Annotated in this window: 20 protein-coding genes; 1 reads left to right on the forward strand and 19 read right to left on the reverse strand. The window is 59.8% G+C overall.

What is annotated here, in order from left to right:
* On the forward strand, positions 1 to 204 hold a 204-nt coding region (locus BM063_RS12250; RefSeq protein WP_177199132.1), incomplete at its 5' end, for a transposase.
* 115 nt (positions 205 to 319) lie between these two features.
* Here the strand turns inward: BM063_RS12250 and pssA are convergent.
* The 19 genes from pssA to BM063_RS12350 form a co-directional block, all read right to left on the reverse strand.
* Positions 320 to 1,033, reverse strand: a complete 714-nt coding sequence (gene pssA / locus BM063_RS12255; RefSeq protein WP_092039433.1) for a CDP-diacylglycerol--serine O-phosphatidyltransferase — start codon at positions 1,031 to 1,033, stop codon at positions 320 to 322.
* 93 nt (positions 1,034 to 1,126) lie between these two features.
* Positions 1,127 to 2,194, reverse strand: a complete 1,068-nt coding sequence (gene disA / locus BM063_RS12260) for a DNA integrity scanning diadenylate cyclase DisA (protein ID WP_092039515.1) — start codon at positions 2,192 to 2,194, stop codon at positions 1,127 to 1,129.
* A gap of 8 nt (positions 2,195 to 2,202) precedes the next feature.
* Positions 2,203 to 3,582, reverse strand: coding sequence for a DNA repair protein RadA (gene radA, locus BM063_RS12265; RefSeq protein ID WP_092039435.1), 1,380 nt, complete (start codon positions 3,580 to 3,582; stop codon positions 2,203 to 2,205).
* Between the two features lie 302 nt (positions 3,583 to 3,884).
* Entirely contained in the window at positions 3,885 to 5,198 is a 1,314-nt protein-coding gene (locus tag BM063_RS12275) for a pyrimidine-nucleoside phosphorylase (RefSeq protein ID WP_092039440.1), read from the reverse strand.
* 27 nt (positions 5,199 to 5,225) lie between these two features.
* Positions 5,226 to 5,933, reverse strand: coding sequence for a purine-nucleoside phosphorylase (deoD, locus tag BM063_RS12280; protein WP_092039442.1), 708 nt, complete (start codon positions 5,931 to 5,933; stop codon positions 5,226 to 5,228).
* 108 nt (positions 5,934 to 6,041) lie between these two features.
* Entirely contained in the window at positions 6,042 to 7,223 is a 1,182-nt protein-coding gene (gene deoB / locus BM063_RS12285; protein ID WP_281246702.1) for a phosphopentomutase, read from the reverse strand.
* Positions 7,224 to 7,414: 191 nt separating this feature from the next.
* On the reverse strand, positions 7,415 to 7,957 hold the full coding sequence (locus tag BM063_RS12290) for a protein-S-isoprenylcysteine O-methyltransferase (RefSeq protein WP_092039444.1): 543 nt from the start codon (positions 7,955 to 7,957) through the stop codon (positions 7,415 to 7,417).
* A gap of 356 nt (positions 7,958 to 8,313) precedes the next feature.
* A complete protein-coding gene (locus tag BM063_RS12295; RefSeq protein ID WP_092039446.1) occupies positions 8,314 to 8,514 on the reverse strand; it encodes a hypothetical protein in 201 nt (66 codons plus the stop codon).
* A gap of 430 nt (positions 8,515 to 8,944) precedes the next feature.
* Complete coding sequence (locus BM063_RS12300) at positions 8,945 to 11,380, reverse strand: ATP-dependent Clp protease ATP-binding subunit (protein WP_092039519.1); 2,436 nt, start codon at positions 11,378 to 11,380, stop codon at positions 8,945 to 8,947.
* A 59-nt stretch (positions 11,381 to 11,439) separates the two neighbouring features.
* Positions 11,440 to 12,516, reverse strand: coding sequence for a protein-arginine kinase McsB (mcsB, locus tag BM063_RS12305; protein WP_092039448.1), 1,077 nt, complete (start codon positions 12,514 to 12,516; stop codon positions 11,440 to 11,442).
* Positions 12,516 to 13,043 (reverse strand): protein-arginine kinase activator protein McsA, encoded by a 528-nt coding sequence (gene mcsA / locus BM063_RS12310; protein WP_092039450.1) that lies wholly within the window; start codon positions 13,041 to 13,043, stop codon positions 12,516 to 12,518. The genes mcsB and mcsA overlap by 1 nt, the downstream gene beginning before the upstream one ends.
* 7 nt (positions 13,044 to 13,050) lie before the next feature.
* Positions 13,051 to 13,521, reverse strand: coding sequence for a CtsR family transcriptional regulator (locus BM063_RS12315; protein ID WP_092039454.1), 471 nt, complete (start codon positions 13,519 to 13,521; stop codon positions 13,051 to 13,053).
* Between the two features lie 242 nt (positions 13,522 to 13,763).
* Positions 13,764 to 14,453 carry an MgtC/SapB family protein gene (locus BM063_RS12320; protein WP_092039458.1) on the reverse strand — a complete coding sequence of 230 codons (690 nt, stop codon included), beginning with the start codon at positions 14,451 to 14,453 and terminating at the stop codon, positions 13,764 to 13,766.
* Positions 14,454 to 14,501: 48 nt separating this feature from the next.
* Entirely contained in the window at positions 14,502 to 15,194 is a 693-nt protein-coding gene (locus tag BM063_RS12325; protein WP_245752260.1) for an HAD family hydrolase, read from the reverse strand.
* 231 nt (positions 15,195 to 15,425) lie between these two features.
* Positions 15,426 to 16,136 carry a glycerophosphodiester phosphodiesterase gene (locus tag BM063_RS12330; protein WP_092039522.1) on the reverse strand — a complete coding sequence of 237 codons (711 nt, stop codon included), beginning with the start codon at positions 16,134 to 16,136 and terminating at the stop codon, positions 15,426 to 15,428.
* Positions 16,137 to 16,454: 318 nt separating this feature from the next.
* On the reverse strand, positions 16,455 to 17,597 hold the full coding sequence (locus tag BM063_RS12335) for an acyl-CoA dehydrogenase family protein (protein ID WP_177199133.1): 1,143 nt from the start codon (positions 17,595 to 17,597) through the stop codon (positions 16,455 to 16,457).
* Positions 17,594 to 18,802, reverse strand: coding sequence for a CaiB/BaiF CoA transferase family protein (locus BM063_RS12340; RefSeq protein WP_218154439.1), 1,209 nt, complete (start codon positions 18,800 to 18,802; stop codon positions 17,594 to 17,596). Before BM063_RS12340 ends, BM063_RS12335 begins: the two co-directional genes overlap by 4 nt.
* 86 nt (positions 18,803 to 18,888) lie before the next feature.
* Positions 18,889 to 20,040, reverse strand: a complete 1,152-nt coding sequence (locus tag BM063_RS12345; protein ID WP_218154440.1) for a thiolase family protein — start codon at positions 20,038 to 20,040, stop codon at positions 18,889 to 18,891.
* A gap of 84 nt (positions 20,041 to 20,124) precedes the next feature.
* Positions 20,125 to 20,955, reverse strand: coding sequence for an SDR family NAD(P)-dependent oxidoreductase (locus BM063_RS12350; protein ID WP_092039460.1), 831 nt, complete (start codon positions 20,953 to 20,955; stop codon positions 20,125 to 20,127).
* Positions 20,956 to 21,008: the final 53 nt, after the last annotated feature.

Here is a 21,008-nt window from a genome sequence, read left to right on the forward strand (position 1 = left end):
TATAAACGACGGAGTCAGACCATTGAGCGCAGCTTCGCTGACGCCAAAGAACTTCATGGGCTTCGTTATGCACGCTACAGGGGGCTTGCCAAAGTCAGAGAGCAATGCCTCCTTATTGCCGTGGCTCAAAACATCAAAAAAATGGCCTTGCTCCTCTCGAAGAGAGGAAAAGGCTTTGTGATCCGCCTAATTTACCAAATCTAATTTCCTTTATCTGTTTATTTCCCATAAACATGCAACCCCTGGCGCTTTTCTTGCGAAAAGAGCCAGGGGGTTTGTCATCAATCTCAAACCCCGAAGGATCGGGGTTTCTTCGTGTTCAGGGCTTCAATTCCTCCGCCGGCTCCTCCGAATTCCTCTGGCGACGGCGATGGACCGTTTGTTTCAAGCCATAGGCCGCGTAAATCGCCAGCGGGAAGAAGACAAATTTGGGGAAATGCTCCGGATACCGCGCCGCAACCACCACCGTCACCACCAGAAACAGCAGAATCACCCAGTAGATGCGGCGGGGCATCCCCAGATTCTTGAAGTTGGGATACCTGACCCGGCTGATCATCAGATAGGACAGAAGCAACATGCCCAAGATGTGAAACAGCGGACTGGGCGTCATTTCACTGTAGAGGGCCATCGTCGCCAACACGCCGCCGGCGGCGGTGATGGGCAGGCCGATGAAAAAGCCGGGCAAGCCGGGTTCCACATTGAACCGGGCCAACCGCAAAGCGCCGCAGATGGGAAAAACAGCGGTGATGATCCAGCCGACAACCCCCATATCGTGAAGAACGGCCACGTACATGATCAGCGCCGGTGCCACGCCGAAGGATACCACGTCGGAAAGGGAGTCCAGCTCCTTTCCGAATTCGCTCTGGGCGTTGAGCATCCGTGCGACCCGGCCGTCCAGGCCATCCAAAAACATTCCGATAATCACCATCATCGCGGCGTATTGCCACTGATCGTGAAACGCAAAAATAATCGCGATGATCCCTAAAAATAAGTTCCCGACGGTAAACATGTTGGGAAGCGTCTTGACAAACATCAAGGGAACCCCCTCAACTCTTAAATGGACCGGGCCAGCGGGATCCCACCCCTTTCACCATCGATCGTTCGTTATTTCCCCATTCTATGTTATTTATATATGTCTGTCAATAAACACTTGCTCCTGTATCCGCTTCAGCCCCTCCCTGATGGTATGCGCCCGGATGTCGCCGACTCCCTCCACCTCGTCCAATTCTTCGAGGCTGGCCGTCAACACTTTTGATAGATTTTTAAACCGGTCGATCAACTTTTGTATCACCGGGGAGGGAAGGCGCGGAATCTTGTTCAAAATCCGATATCCCCTGGGAGAGATGGGATCATCCTCAATGTTGACGGTTTCCGGGTAGCCCAGGGCCCGGATGATGTGCTCATGTTCCAGGAGCTCATCGGAGGACAGGTTTTTCAGCTCGTCCAACACTTCCTCCGGCGCGCGGGAACCGGCATCATAACTGTAATCCTGTATCAGGAGCTTCGCTTCCTCTTCGATGTTGGACACCAGTTCCTTCAGCTGCATGCTGATGAGCCGCCCTTCGGTTCCCAGCTCGTTGATGTAGGTTTCGATTTCCGCCTTGATGCGAAGGACCATGGCAATCTGGTGAATGACCGTGGCCACATCGTTCAGGGTCACCAGTTCCTCAAATTCCAGGGCGCTCAGGTTGGTGATGGACTGGTCCAGCACCGACTTGTACTTTTCCAGGGTTTGAATCGCCTGATTGGCCTTGGCCAAAATTACGCCGATATCCCGCAGGGTGTAGCGAAACTCCCCCTGATACAGGGTGATGACGTTGCGCCGCTGGGAAATGGCCACCACCAGCTTCCCCGTCTGGCGGGCGGTGCGCTGGGCGGTGCGGTGTCGGATTCCCGTTTCCGTCGACCGGATCGAGGATTCGGGAACCAGATGCACATTGGCGTACAGGATCCGTTTGCCGTCATCGCTCAAAATGATGGCTCCATCCATTTTGGCCAGTTCGTACAGATGGGCGGCGGAAAAGGGGCAATCGATGCGGAATCCGCCATCGGCAATCGCTTCCACCCGTTCATCGTAACCGACGATGATCAATGCTCCGGTTTTGGCCCCGAGGATGCTGTCCAACCCCTCGCGGAAGGGGGTGCCGGGAGCCACCAGCCGCAATACCCTTTGGACGAAGATCTCCCGCTCCATTTCCTCCTTCAACCAATCGACCCTCCCAACGCCACCTCCAAAGCTTCTTCCACCGATCCCACCCCGATGATCTTAAGTCCCTCCGGCGGGGTGAGGGACCGTAAGTTTTTCCGTGGAACGATCGCGTTTTGAAAACCCATCTGGCGCGCTTCCGCCAGGCGCTGCTCCAGCCGCGCGACGCTCCGAACCTCTCCGGTCAATCCCACTTCTCCCACATACACATCCCGGGGGCCGGTCGGCCGATCGCGAAAGCTGGAAGCGACGCTGACTGCCACGGCCAAGTCGACGGCCGGCTCATAAAGCCGCACTCCCCCGACGACGTTCACATAGGCGTCCTGGTTCTGAAGAAACATTCCGAGGCGCTTTTCCAGAACCGCCAGGATCATGGACACCCGGTGGTGGTCCAAACCGGTGGCCATCCGCCTCGGGGTGGCCAGGCCCGACGGGGACACGAGGGCCTGCACCTCCACGAGGACCGGACGGCTTCCCTCCATGCTGGCGGCGACGGCCGACCCGGCCACCCCCGTGGGCCGCTCCGAGAGGAACATCTCCGACGGATTGGCCACCTCCGCCAGCCCGTCCGACTTCATCTCGAAAACGCCCATTTCATTGGTGGACCCGAAGCGGTTTTTGACCGCCCGGAGGATCCGGTAGGCGTGATGCCGGTCCCCCTCAAAGTAGAGGACGCAATCCACCATGTGCTCCAGGAGGCGGGGGCCGGCAATCGCCCCCGCCTTGGTGACGTGGCCGACGATGATCACGGTGACCCCCTGTTCCTTGGCCAGACGCATCAGGTGACCCGTGCACTCCCGCACCTGGGCCACGCTTCCGGGGGCGGAGGTGATCTCCGGATGGTAAACGGTCTGGATCGAATCGATCACCAACAGTTTGGGCCGGACCTGTTCCACCAGGGAACCGATGGCCGAAAGGTCCGTCTCGGCCACGACAAACAGGCGGTCATCCAGGGCATTCAGGCGATCGGCCCGCATCCTGAGCTGTTCCGCCGACTCCTCCCCCGACACATACAGGACGGCGGAGCCGCGGGCGGCCAAACGGTGGGACGTCTGGAGCAACAGGGTGGACTTCCCGATCCCGGGGTCTCCGCCGACCAGGATGAGGGATCCGGGAACCAGACCGCCTCCCAGCACCCGGTTCAACTCCCGGATTCCCGCATCCATCCGTTCCTCCCGGCGCCGTTCCAGCCGGGTGATGGGCGTCGCCGCCGGTTGGGATTTTCGGCGGAGCATCGCGCCGCCCGGTGTGCGGGCCGCCATCTCTCTCTCTTCAACCATCGTGTTCCACGAGCCGCACCCGGGACAGCGTCCCATCCACTTGGGGGAAGCATAGCCGCACTCTTGACAAGCAAACGTCGTCCTCGCCTTCGCCAATGCCGCTCCCCCCGCTTTCCTCCGGTTTGCTGTCTCCATTATATAGCAAAACGCTGTCCCCACATAACTGTTCCATCAATTTCCGCGAAGCTTGCGGGAAGGTCCTCGCCGGAAAGCATTTTCCGAGGATGGCTTTCAGGGGGGGGGAAGGAGGGTTTCCGGAACGTTTGAGGGGATTTTGGAGCGGGAGCATGAAGCGCATTCCTCACTTCCATTCTGCCACAGAAAGCCGTCCCTGGCCAGCGCCTTTCACGCGGCGGCACCGGCCCTTTGCGCCTTTCCCCTTCCCTTGCGATTCTTGTTTATTCGGACGGATCCGTGATCACGACGTCATGGATCAAGGCCGGCTTTTCCGCCCGGTTCCCGATCCGGATCCCGTCCCGGATCTTTTCGACGATCTCGTCGACGTTTTCCCGGTTCGCATGGATGGTTGCCAGGGGTTCCCCCTTTTCCACCGGATCCCCGATTTTCTTGTGCAGCACCAGGCCCACCGACAAATCGATCTCCGATTCCTTCGTGGTCCGGCCGGCGCCGAGCATCATCGCCGCAATCCCGATCTGATCGGTGACGATCTCCGCAACCACCCCTTTTTCCTTTGCCGGAACCGGGATCTGATGCGCCGCCCGCGGGAGCCGGTCCGGATCGTCCACCGCCTTCGGATCGCCGCCCTGGCTGGCGATCCATTCCCGGAATTTCTCCAAAGCCTTGCCGCTTCGAAGAACCTCCCTCAGCTTCTCTTCCGCTTCCTCCGCCGATCCGGCCTTGCCGGCGAGCATCACCATCTGGCCGCCCAGGGTCAAGCACAGCTCCTCCAGATCCTTGGGTCCTTCTCCCCGGAGGGTTTCGATCGCTTCCCGCACCTCCAGGGCGTTGCCGACCGCATGGCCGAGGGGCTGACTCATATCGGAGATGACGGCCGTCGTCCTCCGGCCCAGCCGGTTGCCGATGCTCACCATCGCTTCGGCCAGGGCCCTGGCGTCCTCCAGCGTCTTCATGAAGGCCCCGGAACCGGTCTTCACGTCCAGCACAATCGCATCGGAGCCGCCGGCGATCTTCTTGCTCATCACCGAGCTCGCAATGAGCGGGATGGAATCCACCGTCGCCGTCACATCGCGCAGGGCGTACAATTTCTTGTCCGCCGGCGTCAGGTCGGCCGTCTGGCCGATGATGGCGATTTTATGCCGGTTTACCTTGTCGATGAACTCTTCCTTGGTGTACTCCACAGTAAATCCCGGGATCGACTCCAGTTTGTCGATCGTGCCGCCGGTGTGCCCCAGCCCCCTGCCGGACATTTTGGCCACCGGGATGTCCAGGGCGGCCACCAGGGGGGCCAACACGAGGGTGGTGGTGTCCCCGACGCCGCCCGTGGAGTGTTTGTCCACCTTGATGCCTTCAATGGCCGACAGGTCGACCTGCTCGCCGGAACGGACCATGGCCATGGTCAGATCCGCCCGCTCCCGTTCGGTCATGCCCCGAAAGTAGATGGCCATCGCCAGGGCGCTGACCTGGTAATCGGGAATTTCCCCCTTCGTGTACCCTTCAATGATAAACCCGATCTCTTCCGCGCTCAGTTCCCCGCCATCGCGCTTTTTCTTGATGAGATCCACCATTCTCATCGTCGATGCGCTCCCTTTCCCGCGATTTTACAAAGTGACGACGGTTTCCAGGGCCAGTTCGATCATGTCGTTGAAGGTGGTTTGCCGCTCCATCGCCGTGGTCTCCTCTCCGGTCAACAAATGATCGCTGACCGTCAGGATCGTGAGCGCCTCCACGCCGTGTTTCGCCGCCAGGGTGTAAAGGGCGGTCGTCTCCATCTCCACCGCGAGCACGCCGTGGTCCATCAGCTTTTGCACAACGGATTGATCGTCGCGGTAAAACAGATCGGAAGTGAAGACGTTGCCCACATGAACCCTCATCCCCCTGGACACCGCCTGCTCGTAGGCGGTCTTCAGCAGCGAAAAGCTGGCGATGGGCGAAAAGTCCCACCCGCCGAAGGTGTTCCGATTGATGCTGGAATCGGTGCAGGCTGCCTGGGCAAGGATCAGATCCCTCACCTTTACATGCCGCTGCATGGCGCCGCAGGTTCCGACCCGGATGAGGCGCTTCACCCCGTATTCCCGGATCAATTCATTGGCATAGATGGCGAAGGAGGGGATGCCCATCCCCGACCCTTGGACCGAAACGCGCCTTCCCTTGTATGTTCCCGTAAAACCGAGCATGCCCCGAACTTCGTTGTAGCAGGAGACATCCTCCAGAAAACGCTCCGCGATGTGCTTCGCCCGGAGCGGATCGCCCGGCATCAAGACCGTCTCCGCAATTTCACCCGGCTTGGCTCCGATATGCACGCTCATGCTCCTTCAACTCCTTTGCGGTGAATGGATGGGTCCGCGCCGATGCCGAAGGGCGCGCACACCCGCATCGCTTCCGCGAAAAGTGCCGCGCCGCACCGGCCCGCGTTTTTATCGAAGGTCTTCAAGAAAGCTGGTGCCGTTTTCCGGCAGAGGGACGCCGAAATTGTCCGCGATGGTGGCCCCGACATCGGCAAAGGTTTTGCGCAGGGGCAACTGCTTTCCTCCCGCCAAGAACCGCGGAGAGTAGACGAGGAGAGGCACCAGCTCCCGGGTGTGATCCGTCCCCTTGAAGGTGGGATCATTGCCGTGATCCGCCGTGATGATCAACAGATCCCTCTCCGTCATCTTGTCCAGCACTTCCGGGAGGCGCCGGTCGAACTCCTCCAGGGCCCGGGCATAGCCCTGCGGGTCCCGCCGGTGGCCGTACTTCGAATCGAAATCGACGAGATTGATAAAGCTGAGCCCGGTGAAGGGTTCGTCAAAGGTGGCGACAAACTTGTCCATGCCGTCCATGTTGGATTCGGTGCGAATCGTCCGGGTAATCCCCTCGCCGTCATAGATGTCCGTGATCTTCCCCAGGGCGATGACCTCCAGGCCGTGATCCTTCAACTCGTTCATGGTCGTCCGGCCGAAGGGTTTCAGGGCAAAATCGCGCCGGTTGGCGGTCCGGGTAAACTCGCCCGCCTTTGTTCCGACAAAGGGGCGGGCGATGATCCTTCCGATCCGATAGGGATCATCCCGCGTGATCTCCCGGCAGTATTCGCAGATCGCGTACAGCTCGTCGAGGGGGATCACCTCCTCGTGGGCGGCGATCTGCAACACCGAGTCGGCGGAAGTATACACAATCAACGCCCCGGTTCTCATGTGCTCCTCGCCGAGCTCCTGGATGATCTGCGTGCCGCTGGCCGGCTTGTTGCCGATCACTTTCCGGCCCGTTTTGGCTTCGATTCGCCGGATCAGCTCATCGGGAAATCCCTCCGGAAAGACGCGGAAGGGCTGATCGATATACAGCCCCATGATCTCCCAATGTCCCGTCATCGTGTCCTTGCTGCGGGAAGCCTCTTGCATTTTGCCGTAATAGGCCATGGGCCGCTCCGCCGCCGGAATTCCCGGAATCGGGCGGATGTTGGAAAGGCCGAGCTTCGCCATGTTGGGCATGTGGAGTCCGCCGCACACCCGGGCGATTTTGCCGAGGGTGTCCGCTCCCACGTCATCGAAATCCGCCGCATCCGGCGCCTCCCCGATGCCCACCGAGTCCATCACGATCAGGTGAATCCGTTCAAAGCTCACGTCTCATCCCTTCTCTCTTCCGTAATGCGATTTTCTCGCTGTCACCTACAGTTTCTGCTCCCACAGTCATAAATACCACAGTCTGCCTTCAGATCAAAGCGGGATGCGGAGAATTTGTGAACATTTCCGGAAGGGACGGACGGCGCCCTCCCAACCCTCGCGACTCGGCCCTTCCCCCAAGGCGCCACCGCTCATCCCCGCCGCCACCGCGGAAAGATGGCCCCCGTCCGCTGTCTGTACGCCCGGTACGCCTCCCCGAACGGATCGATCATCATCTGTTCCTCCCGGGGAACGCGCAGGAAAAACAGGATCAAAAGGGAGAGGAGGGGAGACCAGCCCGCGATCCAGTTATGCGGGATCAGTCCCCGGCCTGACCCCCACAACGTGCTGGACGCATACATCGGATGTCTCACGTTTCGGTAAACTCCCCGGGTGATCAGCTCGTGCCCCTCCCTCAATTCGAGGGCGGGGGACCAGTTTCTCCCCAAATCCGCATGGGCGCGCCAAAAGAATCCCAGAGCGACGGCGGTGATCCCGATGCCCCGCCAAACCGTCCAGGGCGAGAGCCGGTAATCGGCAAAGTCGAGGAGCGGAGTGAAGGAATCAATCAACGGAATGAGGACGATTCCGGCCGACATCCGGGCCGGCAGGAACTTCTCCAGCGCCGTTTTGCGGACGATCACCATCCGGTTCGACTTCACCCTTCTCCCGTAGGGCAGGCAAATCAACTGCATCACGATCCATCCGGAAAATAAGGGGCGAGCTGAACATCCCGCGTTACTCCCACATTTAAAACAAGACGCCCTCCCTCAATCGCAAAAAAGATGGAGCCATCGATTATGTTATATCCGTTAGCTGATACTTGGATCTTTTGCCCGAAGGAAAGGTATGTTGTGGAGTATTATCATGAGGGTGAAAGCTTCTTGGGTTTCTACACAGGTTACATGGTTTTCATCGATCTCCGATAGCGCAAAATTCCTGGACCGCCCCGAAAATCCCCCGACAAGGCGACGCCGCGATCGCGGGTCCCCGGCGCGCCTCCTTTTGGAGGGAGTGCACGTCTTCGGAGCGATCACGATTACTCCCTTTCTTAGTGATTCAGCTTAACTTCCGAACCATTTTCGATGACTTTCCTTTTGACATATCTCTGAAAAGGCTGCATCGGGGTTGTCAGCGCCAGCACCTTTTGAGAAAAGATCTCTTCCCTGAAAAATGTTTCACCGTCATGCAGCGGGAACAGCTTGCGATGAAACTCAAGTTCATACAAATGATGATTTGCAACGGCTGCCAAGCGATTTTATAAAATCCTTGGATCAAGATCGATTCCTGATGTCGTTTCTTTTCATTTTCCGATGCGATTGACAGCCATCGCCTTCACCTAAGGTCATGCCTCCATATATTTTGCATCCCATAACCTCTTCCGCCCGAGCTCACGCGCATCCGCAGACTCGTTGACAGCAAAAAAATGAGCATTGACGATATCCTTCCCTGTCAACGCCGCCAAGGAGCACGTTGTCATCGATAAACAATGCGGAACGTTCATAAACCCTTCAGGACGGGAGAAACACCGGCAATCAGATCAACCAGCGTTTTCTTCCAGCGCCGTTTCATCCTAAAATAACATTCATCCGTCGACCGGCCAAGGACGCCCCTGGGTGAGAAACCGCTGTGGTTATTAAAGCAGAACCCCTCCCCCGCCGAGAGCGGAGGAGGGGTCTTTTTCATTGCCGCGAAGGGCTGAGCTCGTTCCCCTCCACGACCAGTTTTCCGTCCTTCACGTCGATGCGAACGGTGTCGCCCCGCTTGATCGTGCCGCTAAGCAGCGCTTCGGAAAGCCGGTCCTCGATGTGCTTCTGGATCACCCGGCGCAGGGGACGGGCTCCGTAGGTGGGATCGTACCCTTCTTTGGCCAAATGTTTCTTGGCTTCTTCGGTCAGGATGAAATCGATGTCCTGCTCCTTCAGGCGCTTCCGCAGTTCCTCGGCCATCAGCGAGACGATCTGCTGCAGGTGGACTTCCTCCAGGGGATGGAAGACGATCACGTCGTCGATCCGGTTGAGAAACTCGGGACGGAAGGTGCGCTTCAACTCCTGCAGAACGTTTTCCTTCATATTCTCATAGTCGGTATCATCCCCGGCGGTGAAGCCCAACCGGGAGTTTTTGCGGATGGTGCTCGCCCCCACGTTGGAGGTCATGATGATCACCGTGTTGCGGAAATCGACGGTGCGCCCCTTCCCGTCGGTAAGGCGTCCGTCTTCGAGCACCTGCAGCAGGATGTTGAACACCTCGGGGTGGGCTTTTTCCACTTCATCGAAGAGAACCACCGAATAGGGCTTGCGCCGCACCTTTTCGGTAAGCTGTCCCCCTTCGTCGTAGCCCACGTATCCCGGGGGCGCCCCCACCAGCCGCGCGGTGGAATGCTTCTCCATATATTCGGACATGTCGATGCGAATCATCGCGTCCTCGTCGCCGAACAACGCCTCGGCCAAAGCCCGGGCCAGCTCCGTCTTCCCGACGCCCGTCGGACCGAGGAAGATGAAGGAGCCGATGGGCCGCTTGGGATCCTTCAGCCCGGCCCGAGCCCGACGGATCGCCCGGGCAACCGCTTTGACGGCTTCTTCCTGGCCGATCACCCGCTGGTGCAGGATTTCCTCCATTTTCAGGAGGCGCTCCGATTCTTCCTCCGCCAACTTGCGCACGGGAATCCCCGTCCAGCTGGCCACCACTTCGGCGATATCCTCCGTCGTCACTTCCGAATCGGTTTTGCCCTGATCCTCTTTCCAGCGGTTGCGGGTAATCTCCAGCTCTTCCCTCAGCTTTTGCTCCTTGTCGCGGAGAGAAGCCGCCTTTTCAAACTCCTGGCTTTGCACCGCGGCGTCCTTTTCCTTTTTGATGGCCTCCAGCTTTTGCTCCAGTTCCTTCAGCTCCGGGGGAACCGTATAGGAGCGGAGGCGCACTTTGGAGGCTGCTTCGTCAATCAGGTCGATCGCCTTATCGGGGAGATAGCGGTCCGTGATATACCGGTCCGACAGCCGAACCGCCTGGATGATCGCCTCGTCGGTGATTTTCACCCGGTGATGCGCCTCATAGCGATCCCGAAGCCCCTTCAGGATGAGGATCGCTTCCTCGGGGGTGGGCTCATCGACGACGATCGGCTGGAACCGGCGCTCCAGGGCGGCATCCTTCTCGATGTATTTCCGGTATTCATCCAGGGTGGTGGCGCCCACGCACTGCAGCTCGCCCCGGGCCAGAGCCGGCTTCAGGATGTTGGAGGCGTCGATGGCCCCCTCGGCTCCACCGGCCCCGATCAGCGTGTGCAGCTCGTCGATGAACAGGATGATGTTGCCCGCCTGGCGGATCTCATCCATGATCTTTTTCAGGCGGTCCTCAAATTCCCCGCGGTACTTGGTCCCCGCCACCACGGTTCCCATATCGAGGGTCATCACCCGTTTGCCCCGAAGGGTTTCGGGAATCTCCCCGTCGACGATCCGCTGGGCCAGGCCCTCGGCGATGGCCGTCTTCCCGACCCCCGGTTCCCCGATCAGGACGGGATTGTTTTTGGTCCGGCGGGAAAGGACCTGGATCACCCGCTCGATCTCCTTGCTCCGGCCGATCACCGGATCCAGTTTCCCTTCCCGGGCGGCCGCCGTCAAATCCCGCGCGAGGCTGTCCAGGGTGGGGGTGTTGGCGGCGCTGCCGCCTTGATGGGGCGAGATCGCCTCGCTGCTGCCCAAAAGCTGCAGCACCTGCTGCCGCGCTTTGTTGAGACTGACGCCCAGGTTGTTCAGGACCCGGGCCGCCACCCCTTCACCTTCCCGGATCAACCCGAGCAGGATGTGCTCGGTGCCCACGTAGGTGTGCCCCAGCTTGCGCGCCTCATCCATCGACAATTCGATCACTTTTTTGGCCCGGGGGGTGTAGGCGATGTTGATGGGATGTCCCTGCCCGCGGCCGATCAGGGATTCCACTTCCTTCTGGATCTTCTCCAGACCCAGTCCCAATCCGATCAGGGCCTTCGCCGCGATGCCCTCTCCCTCCCGGACAAGTCCCAGCAAAATGTGCTCCGTTCCGATGTTGCTGTGTCCCAGCCGGACCGCTTCCTCCTGGGCCAGGGCCAGCACTTTTTGCGCCCGTTCGGTAAACCGGCCAAACATCATCATCTCAACACCTCGCTCGAAAGGATTGGTTCCGACTCCTCAGCCTGGTTTAGAACCTTTCAAAACCGCCTTTCCTGCGCCAACCGTTCGCGAATCAGCGCGGCTCGCCGCTTGTCGCGCTCTTCCGGTGTGAGAATCTGCCCCGCCTGATGCTGCAAAAATCCCGGCTGTGTGATCACCATCAGTTCATTCATCACGTGGGCCGACACATCGCGGATCAGTCCGAGATCAATTCCCAGCCGCACATCCGACAGCCGGCTCATCGCCTCCTTGGAATCGATGACGCGGGCGTTGGTCAAAATGCCGTAGGAACGGTACACCCGGTCCTCCAGTTGGATGGGGGAGATTTCCATCAGATGGGCCCGGGCGTTTTTCTCATGCTGGATCAGTTGCTGCACGACTCCCTGCAACTTGTCGAGAATTTCATCCTCCGTCAGCCCCAGGGTGACCTGGTTGGATACCTGGTACAGGTTTCCGAGGGCCTCGCTGCCCTCTCCGTAAATTCCCCGCACCGCCAGACCCACCTGGGTGATGGCCGGCAGGAGCCGGTTCAGCTGTTCCGCCATGGCCAGCGCCGGCAGATGCACCATCACCGAAGCGCGGATTCCCGTCCCGACGTTGGTGGGACAACTGGTCAAAAAACCGCATTTCTCATCAAAGGCGTAGTTGAGGCGCTTTTCGAACCAATCATCCAGCTGATCGGCCAGCCGCCAGGCGTCCACCAGCTGGAAGCCCGGAAACAGGCACTGGATGCGCAGGTGATCCTCCTCATTCACCATGATGCTGACGGCCTCGTTGCCGCTCAGGATCACGGCGCCGTGGCGGGATTCCTCCGCCATGTTGAGGCTGATCAGATGCTTTTCCACCAGCACGCGTTTTTCCAAATCGGTCAGATCCGCCATGGAAATCCATTGCGCGTCGCTGAAGACGGGATTGTCCCGTCCCCGGCGAAAGACCTGCTCCACCCGCTTGAGCACTTCCTTGGCTTGGTACTCGTCGGCAACGGTGGGAAAGGGAAGGTCGGCCAAGTTGCGCGCAATCCGGACCCGGCTGCTGATGACGATGTCGGATTGGGGGCCTTTTCCTCGCATCCATTCGCTGACGGAATTTCGGACATAACGATGGGACACGCGCATCAACCTCCCTGACTTTCCAGTTTTCCCTGCAGTTCCCGAATCCGGTCGCGCAGGCGGGCCGCTTCCTCAAATTCCTCGGCTTGAACGCGCCGGGAAAGTTCCTCCTTGAGCCGCTCGATCTCCCGATGGATCTTCAACTTTCCACCGGTTCGCTCCGGAACCTTCCCCCGATGGGAGGTGTGCCCGTGAACCCGGCGGAACAGGGGATCCAGCCGATCCTTGAAGGTCCGGTAACAATCCATGCATCCAAAACGGCCCATCTTGGCAAATTGCCCGTAGGTCAGACCGCACGTCGGACAGCGAAGTCCGGTGGACTGAACCCATTCCGGCCGGTTCCCCTGGGAGAGGTCGGGATTGAGAAGACCCGACAACAAATCCTGAAAGCTGAATCCGGTGTCCAGACCGGTAAATTTCTCCCCTTTTTCCTTGGCGCACACTTCACACAGGTGATACTCCGTCTTCTCGCCGTTGATGATTTTCGTGAAATGCAGGGTGGCCATCCGCTTGCCGCACTCTTCGCATAACATGGCGGCGTCACTCTCCTTTTCCCGCGAATAGGATGGTTACCATTGCGCGCATGATCCGGGCACGAACCTGATCCCTTAGAGGCACCGGCAGCTGCATGACGTCGCGGGCGATGATGCGCCGCATCAGTCGGGCCTCCCGGGGCGTCATCAACTCCTCCTCCCGAAGCCGATCGATGATGTCCTCCGCCTGGGACTGGCTGATCGACTCGCCGATTTGGCGCAGGAGGACATCGTAGACGCTCCCCGGGGAAGCCAGCCGCACCCTGCGAATCCGGATGTAGCCGCCGCCCCCCCGTTTGCTCTCCACTATATACCCTTTTTCCACTGTAAAACGGGTGCTAATCACATAGTTGATCTGCGAAGGAACGCACTGAAACCGGTCCGCCAGCTCGCTCCGCTTGATCTCGATGATCCCGGACCGGCTCTGGTCGAGGATCTTCTTCAAGTGGTGCTCGATGATATCCGAAATGCTGGGCATCGAACAACCCCCTGTTGACTTTGACTAACTTTGACCTTCACTTTCTATTATATATCCCTCCGCGGGAAATGCAAGGGGTTTTCTGAAAAAATGCGCGTGGACCCTGCTTTCAGGAAACCTCCCGTTACGATCTCCCATCGGTCCTTTCATTACCAGTGTTCCGCCGCCGGGTTGCTTTCATACAGCGAAACCGATTTCCGGTAGAGACGCAAAAAGCGGCGGGGCACACACCCGCCGCTTTTTCATCCGGTGCGCACGCCTTTGACGCCTTTTACACGGCGCACCTCCTCCACGATCCGCGTCGTGGAGATCTCCTCCGAAAGGCGGATCGTGAAGGAGATCTTGATCCGTCCATCCCCCGGATCTTCCTCATCGATGGTCACCTTGCGAATGCCGGCGCCGATTTCCCTCAAAACGGACGCGAGCTCTCCCAATTTTCCCGGCTCGTCCTTGACCGTGACCACGATCTTTGCAAGACGGCGGCGCCCGACCACAAGCCTTTCCATCCGGTTCAACAGCTCCAGGCTCACCAGGGCCAGGATGGTGGTCAACACCGCGCCGAACATGTATCCGGCCCCAACGGCCAGACCGATGCCGGCCACCACCCAGAGCGAGGCCGCCGTCGTCAGCCCGCTCACCGTCAACCCGTGCCGGAGGATCGTTCCCGCCCCCAAAAAGCCGATTCCGCTCACCACCTGGGCGGCCAGCCGGGCGGGATCGGCCCGCACGTTTTCCTCCTTAATGAAATCGGAAAATCCGTAAATGGAGATCAGCATGATCAACGCCGATCCGAGGCAGACGAGAATGTGCGTCCGAAAACCGGCCGGATGCGCATCCCTCTCCCGTTCCCAGCCGATCAGACCGCCGAGCACCGCCGCCATGAACAGACGAAAGGCCGTCTCCCAATAGGGAAGGGTCCACACGCTGTTCATTTTGTCACCGCCTTGTTCCCAATTCTTCACCGGTCCCCTCGGCGAAAATCAGGATGGATCTCCGCAACGGTTCAACAAGACGGGTAAAATGTCCGGGAACCGGTCCACCACAACATCGGCATCCTTCAATTCATCCTCCCGGCCGAACCGGGTGAATCCGGGATAACGACAACCGATCACCTTCAGGCCGTTGGCCTTGCCCGCCCGGACGTCGGATTTCCGATCCCCCACCATGAACCCGCCGGTGACCCCGTGCTCTTCCATCAACATGCGCACCAGTTCTTCCTTGGTTTCCGTTCCGTGGTCCCCCGCCCCGTAAACGCCGGTAAAGAGCGGGCTGAGGCGAAAGGTTTCCAGCACGCCGTCGAGATAGGAGCGAAGCCCGTTGCTGGCGATAAACAGCCGCCACCCTTCCGCCTTCAGGCGGCGCAAAGTTTCGGCCACCCCGGGATACAGCCGGCCTTCTCCCCGCCGCAAACCGGCCAGCTCCTCCTCCAGGGTCCAGCGGTCGGCCCTTTTCCTCGTCCCCTCGTCCGCCTCCGGCAACAGGCGGGACCAGATTTCCTCCTGGGTCATTCCGAACACCGATTGGATCTCCCCGTCGGACGGGGGATCCCCCCGGTAAAGCCCCTCCTCCCTCAGCCGCATGAAAGCCCGGCGGAAAGCGGGCAAGGCCACCGTTTCCGATTGAAACAGCGTCCCATCCATGTCAAATATCGCGGTTTTCTCGCTGCAGCACACGTTTTCGACTCCTTTTCCTCCGGATGATGCGGGGCTTTGATCCCGCGGGGCGATCGCCCCTTTTCGCGAAAACGGCGGCAAAAGCCTTCCTCCGCCCTCGACGGAAAGAGCCCCCTTCGAAAAAAAGGATCCGCCGAAGCTTTTCCGCTCCGGAGGCCGAGGATCCTCAGCAGTCTCCCGGTCCGTTCGGCAGATCCCTTTCAAAGCCGGATCGCGCCGGGCGATCCGCTTCTATTGAAATCGCTGTTCATACATTTCCTTGAAATGCTCCAAATTATCGGTCACGCACAACACGGAAGGATATCGTGCCGCCTTGTCAAACTGCCATTCTAGATTGACCGGCCACACAATCAGCTGGATGTCCGACCTCCGGCAACGCTCCACGAAGTCATCCGTGAGATATTCGACCCTGAGGGACAGGTAGCGGGCACGGATCTCCTCCATAAAGGGAAAGACAGTGGGGGTGGATCCCCATTGAATCAGCCCCAATTCCACTTCGCTTGATAGTTTGCGCATGTTGGCGATGGCGTAATGATTGAAGGAGGAAATGAAGACCTGGTCCAACATGTCCGTTTTTTTGAGGACCTCCAGCACGGTCTCCTCCATCCCCGGATACAGGTTTCCCAGTTGCTTCAACTCCACTTTCACGGTCATTTTGCCTTTGGCAAACAACAGGGCCTCTTCCAAAGTGGGAATCGTTTCATTTCTCCCCACGCGGAACCGTTTCAATTCCTCCAAAGTGTAATCCTTGATCCAGCCCTCCCCGTCGGTCATGCGGTCGATTGTCGGGTCATGCATCAGGACGGGAATACCGTCTTTGCTCAGATGGACGTCCATCTCAAGATGGGTGAATCCGAGATCATAGGCGGCTTGAAACGAAGACATGGTGTTTTCCGGATATCGCAGGGGATAGCCCCGGTGTGCCACGCCTCTTATTTTCACAAAAAATGCTCCTTTCTGATGGAAAACGTGCGCAATTTCATTATAGAGAAGAACGGACCATGAAACAAAAGGGGAAAGACGCCGGCGGAAAGAGGTGCAACTTCCGGATCCAATGGACTGTTTGCCCATCGAAAAATAGGGAAATAAGTTGATTACATGATTCTTTCCCCTTTTGCGGAAAAGGAAAACTCTCTCTTCCCTCCGGCTGCGGGATGCCCGAAAAAATGTGCCCGGCCGCCGGGCGGCCGGGATCTCCGGCGCATATTTCCGCCACGGGACGTCAGAAATTCTTCCGCAGGAGAAAAGGCGTCCCTTCCCTCACATCAAACGGCTCATGACCAGCTTCTGGATCTGGGTCGTCCCCTCGTAAATGCTGAGCACCTTGGCGTCGCGCATCCACTTCTCCACCGGGAAGTCCCGCATGTAGCCATATCCCCCGAGGATCTGCACCGCCTGGGTGGTGACCTCCATCGCCATCTCCGCGGCGTAGGCCTTGGCCATGCTTCCCTCCAGGGCGCAGGACTCGCCCCGGTCCGCCAGCTCGGCGGCCCGCCACACCAGAAACCGGGCGGCGTCGATCTTGGTGCGCATGTCGGCGAGCATGAAGGAGATCGACTGGTGGTGGAAAATGGGCCTGCCGAACTGGACGCGCCGCTTGGCGTAATCCAGGGCGTATTCGTAGGCCGCCCGGGCCACTCCCACCGCCGCCGCCCCCACGATGGGCCGGGAGTGCTCCAGCATCTTCATCGCGTAGAAAAAGCCCCGGTTTTCCTCGCCCACCAGGAATTCGGCGGGAATCCGGCAATCTTCAAAGATGACGTCGCCGGTATGGGAAGCCCGCTGCCCCATCTTGCGCTCCTTTTTTCCCCCGGAAATGCCCGGCGCGTCCTTCGGGACGAGAAAGAGGGAAACCCCGTTGTGGCCGTCCTCCGGCTTCGTTTTGGCGAAAACCAGGTACAGATCGGCGATTCCCCCGTTGGTGATGAAGCACTTCCGGCCATTTATGACCCATTCGTCCCCCCGCCGGATCGCCCGGGTCCGGATGGCGCCGAAATCGGAGCCGGCCCCCGGCTCGGTGAGGCAGACGGCCCCGAGGCGGGCCTGCTTCGGATCGCACAGGAAAGTGAGCCACCTTCGCTTCTGCTCCTCCGTCCCGAACCAGTGGATCAGCCCGGCGGCCAGGGCGGTCACGCCGAAGGAAGTGGCCATCCCGGCGCATCCCCAGAACAACTCCTCCGAGATGATGCAGGAGGTGAGGAGGCTGTCGACGCCCCCTCCCAGGTATTCCTCCGGAAACCGGTAGGTGATGAGGCCGGCCCGGTGGGCCTTTTCGTACACCTCCCGGGGAAAGCGTTCCTGCTCGTCGCACTCGGGGGCCACCGGCCGCATCTCCTCTTCGGCGAACCGGCGGGCCAGCCGCTGCATTTGACGCTGCTCATCCGTCATCTGAAAGGAAATCATGGGGATTTTCCTCCCTCCACGATGCCTTCCTCCATAAAGCGGTCGATTTCCTCCCGGCGAAAGCCCATCTCCTGGAGAATTTCGACGGTGTGTTCCCCCCGCCGGGGAGCCGGCGTCACGGGATTTCCCTCCCGCTTGTCGCGGGAGGACAAAAACCCGCTGTTGGGCATCACCTGAAATCCCTCCGTCGGATGATCCAGCGCGAAAAAGTTCTCCCGCTCCCGGGCCTGGGCGGAGCGGACGGCTTCGGAAAGGGTGAGGACCGGCGTGAGACAGCAGTCGGCCTCCTCGCCGATGCGGACCCACTCTTCCAAATTTCGGCTCCGAAACAGTTCCGCCACTTCCCGGTACAATCCGCTCGGGTCATCGGGGGGCGAAAAGCCCCGGTCCCGCCATTCCGGACGGCCCACCGCGTCGCAAAAACGATTCCAAAACTTGGGCTCCAGCGCCCCCAGGGCGACGTAACGGCCGTCCGCCGTTTCATACACATGGTAGGCGGTCATCGCCCCGCACAAAAGGTGGGAGCCCCGGGTGACCTTCTCACCGCTTTGTTCCAACGCGAGGGGAAAAACCTGCCAGCTGTGCAAAACATCCGTCATGGACACGTCCAGGACCGCCCCTTCGCCGGTGCGCAGGCGGCGGACCCAGGCGGCGAGGATCTGTTCGACGGCCGCCATGCCTCCGGCCAGGTCGGCCACCTGGACCGTGGGGATCGACGGCGGACCTCCATACGTTCCGATTCCGTCCAACAGACCGGTTACGGCCGCGTAATTGATGTCGTGGCCCGCCCGGGAAGCCATCGGGCCATGCTGGCCGTATCCGGTGAGGGAACAGTAGATCAGGCCGGGATGGATCTTGCGGAGCGTCTCCGCATCCAGGCCGAACCGGGCCATCACGCCCGGCCGGAAGCTCTCCACCACCACGTCCACCTTCGGTATCAGGCGATGAAGGATCTCTCGTCCCGCCTCCGTCTTCACGTCGATCGCCAGGCTCCGCTTGTTCCGGTTCAGGAGAAGAAAGAGCCGACCCGTTTCCTCGGCAAGGGGGGGCAAATGGCGGGCCGGATCGCCGATGTGGGGATCCTCCACCTTGATCACGTCCGCCCCCATGTCGGCCAGGCGCATGGTGGCAAAGGGCCCGGGAAGGTAGCGGGAGAAATCCAGCACCTTCATCCCCTTGAGAAAATCCTGCCGTCGGAATTCCACTACCTCCACTCCTTTTCGGGAAAGCGTTTACATCCTTGAAAGGAAAAAAGCGGGCCCTCGGTGGAAAGGCCCGCTTCTTTCACCGATCACCCTTCCCGCTCGATGATGGTGGCGATCGCCATGCCGAAGCCGATGCACATGGTCATCAATCCATAACGGGCTTTGCGCCGCTCCATTTCGTGCAAAAGCGTGGCGGTGATGCGGGCGCCGCTCGCCCCCAGCGGATGGCCCAGGGCGATCGCTCCGCCGTTGACGTTCACCTTCTCCCAGGGGGCCCCGGTTTCCTTCTGCCAGGCCAGCACCACCGAAGCAAAGGCTTCATTCACTTCGAACAGATCGATATCATCCATGGTAAGGCCGGCCTTTTTCAGCACCTTCTCCGTGCAGGGAATGACGCCGGTCAACATGATCGTCGGATCCACCCCGGCGGTGGCGGTGGCGACGATCCGCGCCCGGGGCTTGAGCCCCAACTCCTCCGCTTTTTCCCGGGAGGCGACCAGCACCGCCGCCGCTCCGTCGGAAATCTGGCTGGAATTGCCGGCGGTCACCACGCCGTCCGCCTGGAAGGAGGGCTCAAGCTGCGCCATCTTTTCCAGGCTGGTGTCCGCCCGGGGCGTCTCGTCCTTCTCCATCCGGACCGTCTCCCCTTCCTCCGTCACCACGTCGATGGGAACGATCTCCCGGTCGAACCATCCTTCCCGCTGGGCGCGCAGGGCCTTTTGATGGCTTTCATAGGAGAACCGGTCCAGCTCCTCCCGGGTGAATCCCCATTGGGAGGCGATCATCTCCGCGGAGAAGCCCTGAGGAATGATCATGTACCGGTCCGTCAACTTGGAGCTGAAGTTTCCGCCGTCGCTTCCCATCGGAACGCGGCTCATGCTCTCCACCCCGGCGGCGATGAACAGGTCGCCCATCCCGGCCATGATTTCGTGGGCCGCCTGGTTCAGGGTCTCCAGGCTGGAACCGCACATCCGGTTGGAACTGACCCCGCAAACTTCCACGGGGAAACCGGCGATCAAAGCCGCGATCCGCCCGATGTTGAACCCCTGTTCGTCGATCTGCGTGACGCAGCCCATCTTCACGTCTTCCACCCATTCCGGCTTGATCCCGTTCCGTTCCACGATGGCGGAAAGCACATGGGCCGCCATTTCGTCCGGCCGGGTCCGGCTCAGCAGCCCCTTTTTCCGGCCGATGGGCGTCCGCACGGCGTCAATGATTACAGCATCCCTCGAACTCACTGGCTTCCTCTCCCCTTTTTCGCTCGAATGAAAAAGCCTGATCCCGTCCGTCGGAAAACGGGCCTTCCTTCTTGCCGGCGGGGATCAGAAGGTGAACAGTTCAATTCCGCCGGACACATAAAGCTCGATGCCGGTGATGTACTTGGCGTGGTTCGATGCGAGAAAACAGATGGCATTGGCGATGTCCTCCGGTTCGCCGGGACGCTTGAAGGCGGTGCGCTGGATCATCCGCTCCCGCATCTTGGGATCGATCATCTGGAAGGCTTCCGTGTTGACAATGCCGGGAACGATCGCGTTCACGGTGATGTTGTAGCGGGCGCCTTCCAGGGCCATGCTCTTGGTGAAACCGATGATTCCCGCCTTGGTCGTGGAATAGCTGGCTTGCCCGAAACCGCCGATGGTTCCGGCGACGGAGGCCATGTTGATGATCCTCCCCCAGTTTTGCTCCTTCATGATCGGCCAGACCGCCTTGGTGCAGTTGTAGGCCCCCGTCAGGTTCACCCTCAGATCCCTTTCCCAGAACTCGTCATTCTGGTACTCGATGCGGGAGACGTGGTCCAGGGTGGCGGCGTTGTTGACAAGGATGTGGATGCCGCCCATCTCTTCCTTCACTTTCTGGAATACCTCGTTCACCTGGTCGCGGTCGGTGACGTCCATCCGGATGGCCATCGAACGGCGCCCCATTTTGCGGATCTCTTCCGCCGTTTTTTCGGCGTAGACGACCCCGGTCGACTTCATCACCTGGCTCATCGGCCCGTATTTTTGCGCCGTTTCGTCGTCATCGATGCTTTCCAGCAAAATGTCGGTGATCACCACGTCGGCTCCCGCCCGGGCCAGGGCCAGCGCGTCGGCCCGTCCCAACCCGCGGGAAGCTCCCGTGACCAATGCCACTTTTCCTTCCAGAGAATAGGTCATCGACGATTCCCCCCATCTCATGAAGATGTCGTCTTTTGATCCTTTTTGCGACC

Source organism: Planifilum fulgidum (assembly GCF_900113175.1).
Taxonomy (GTDB): Bacteria; Bacillota; Bacilli; order Thermoactinomycetales; family DSM-44946; genus Planifilum; species Planifilum fulgidum.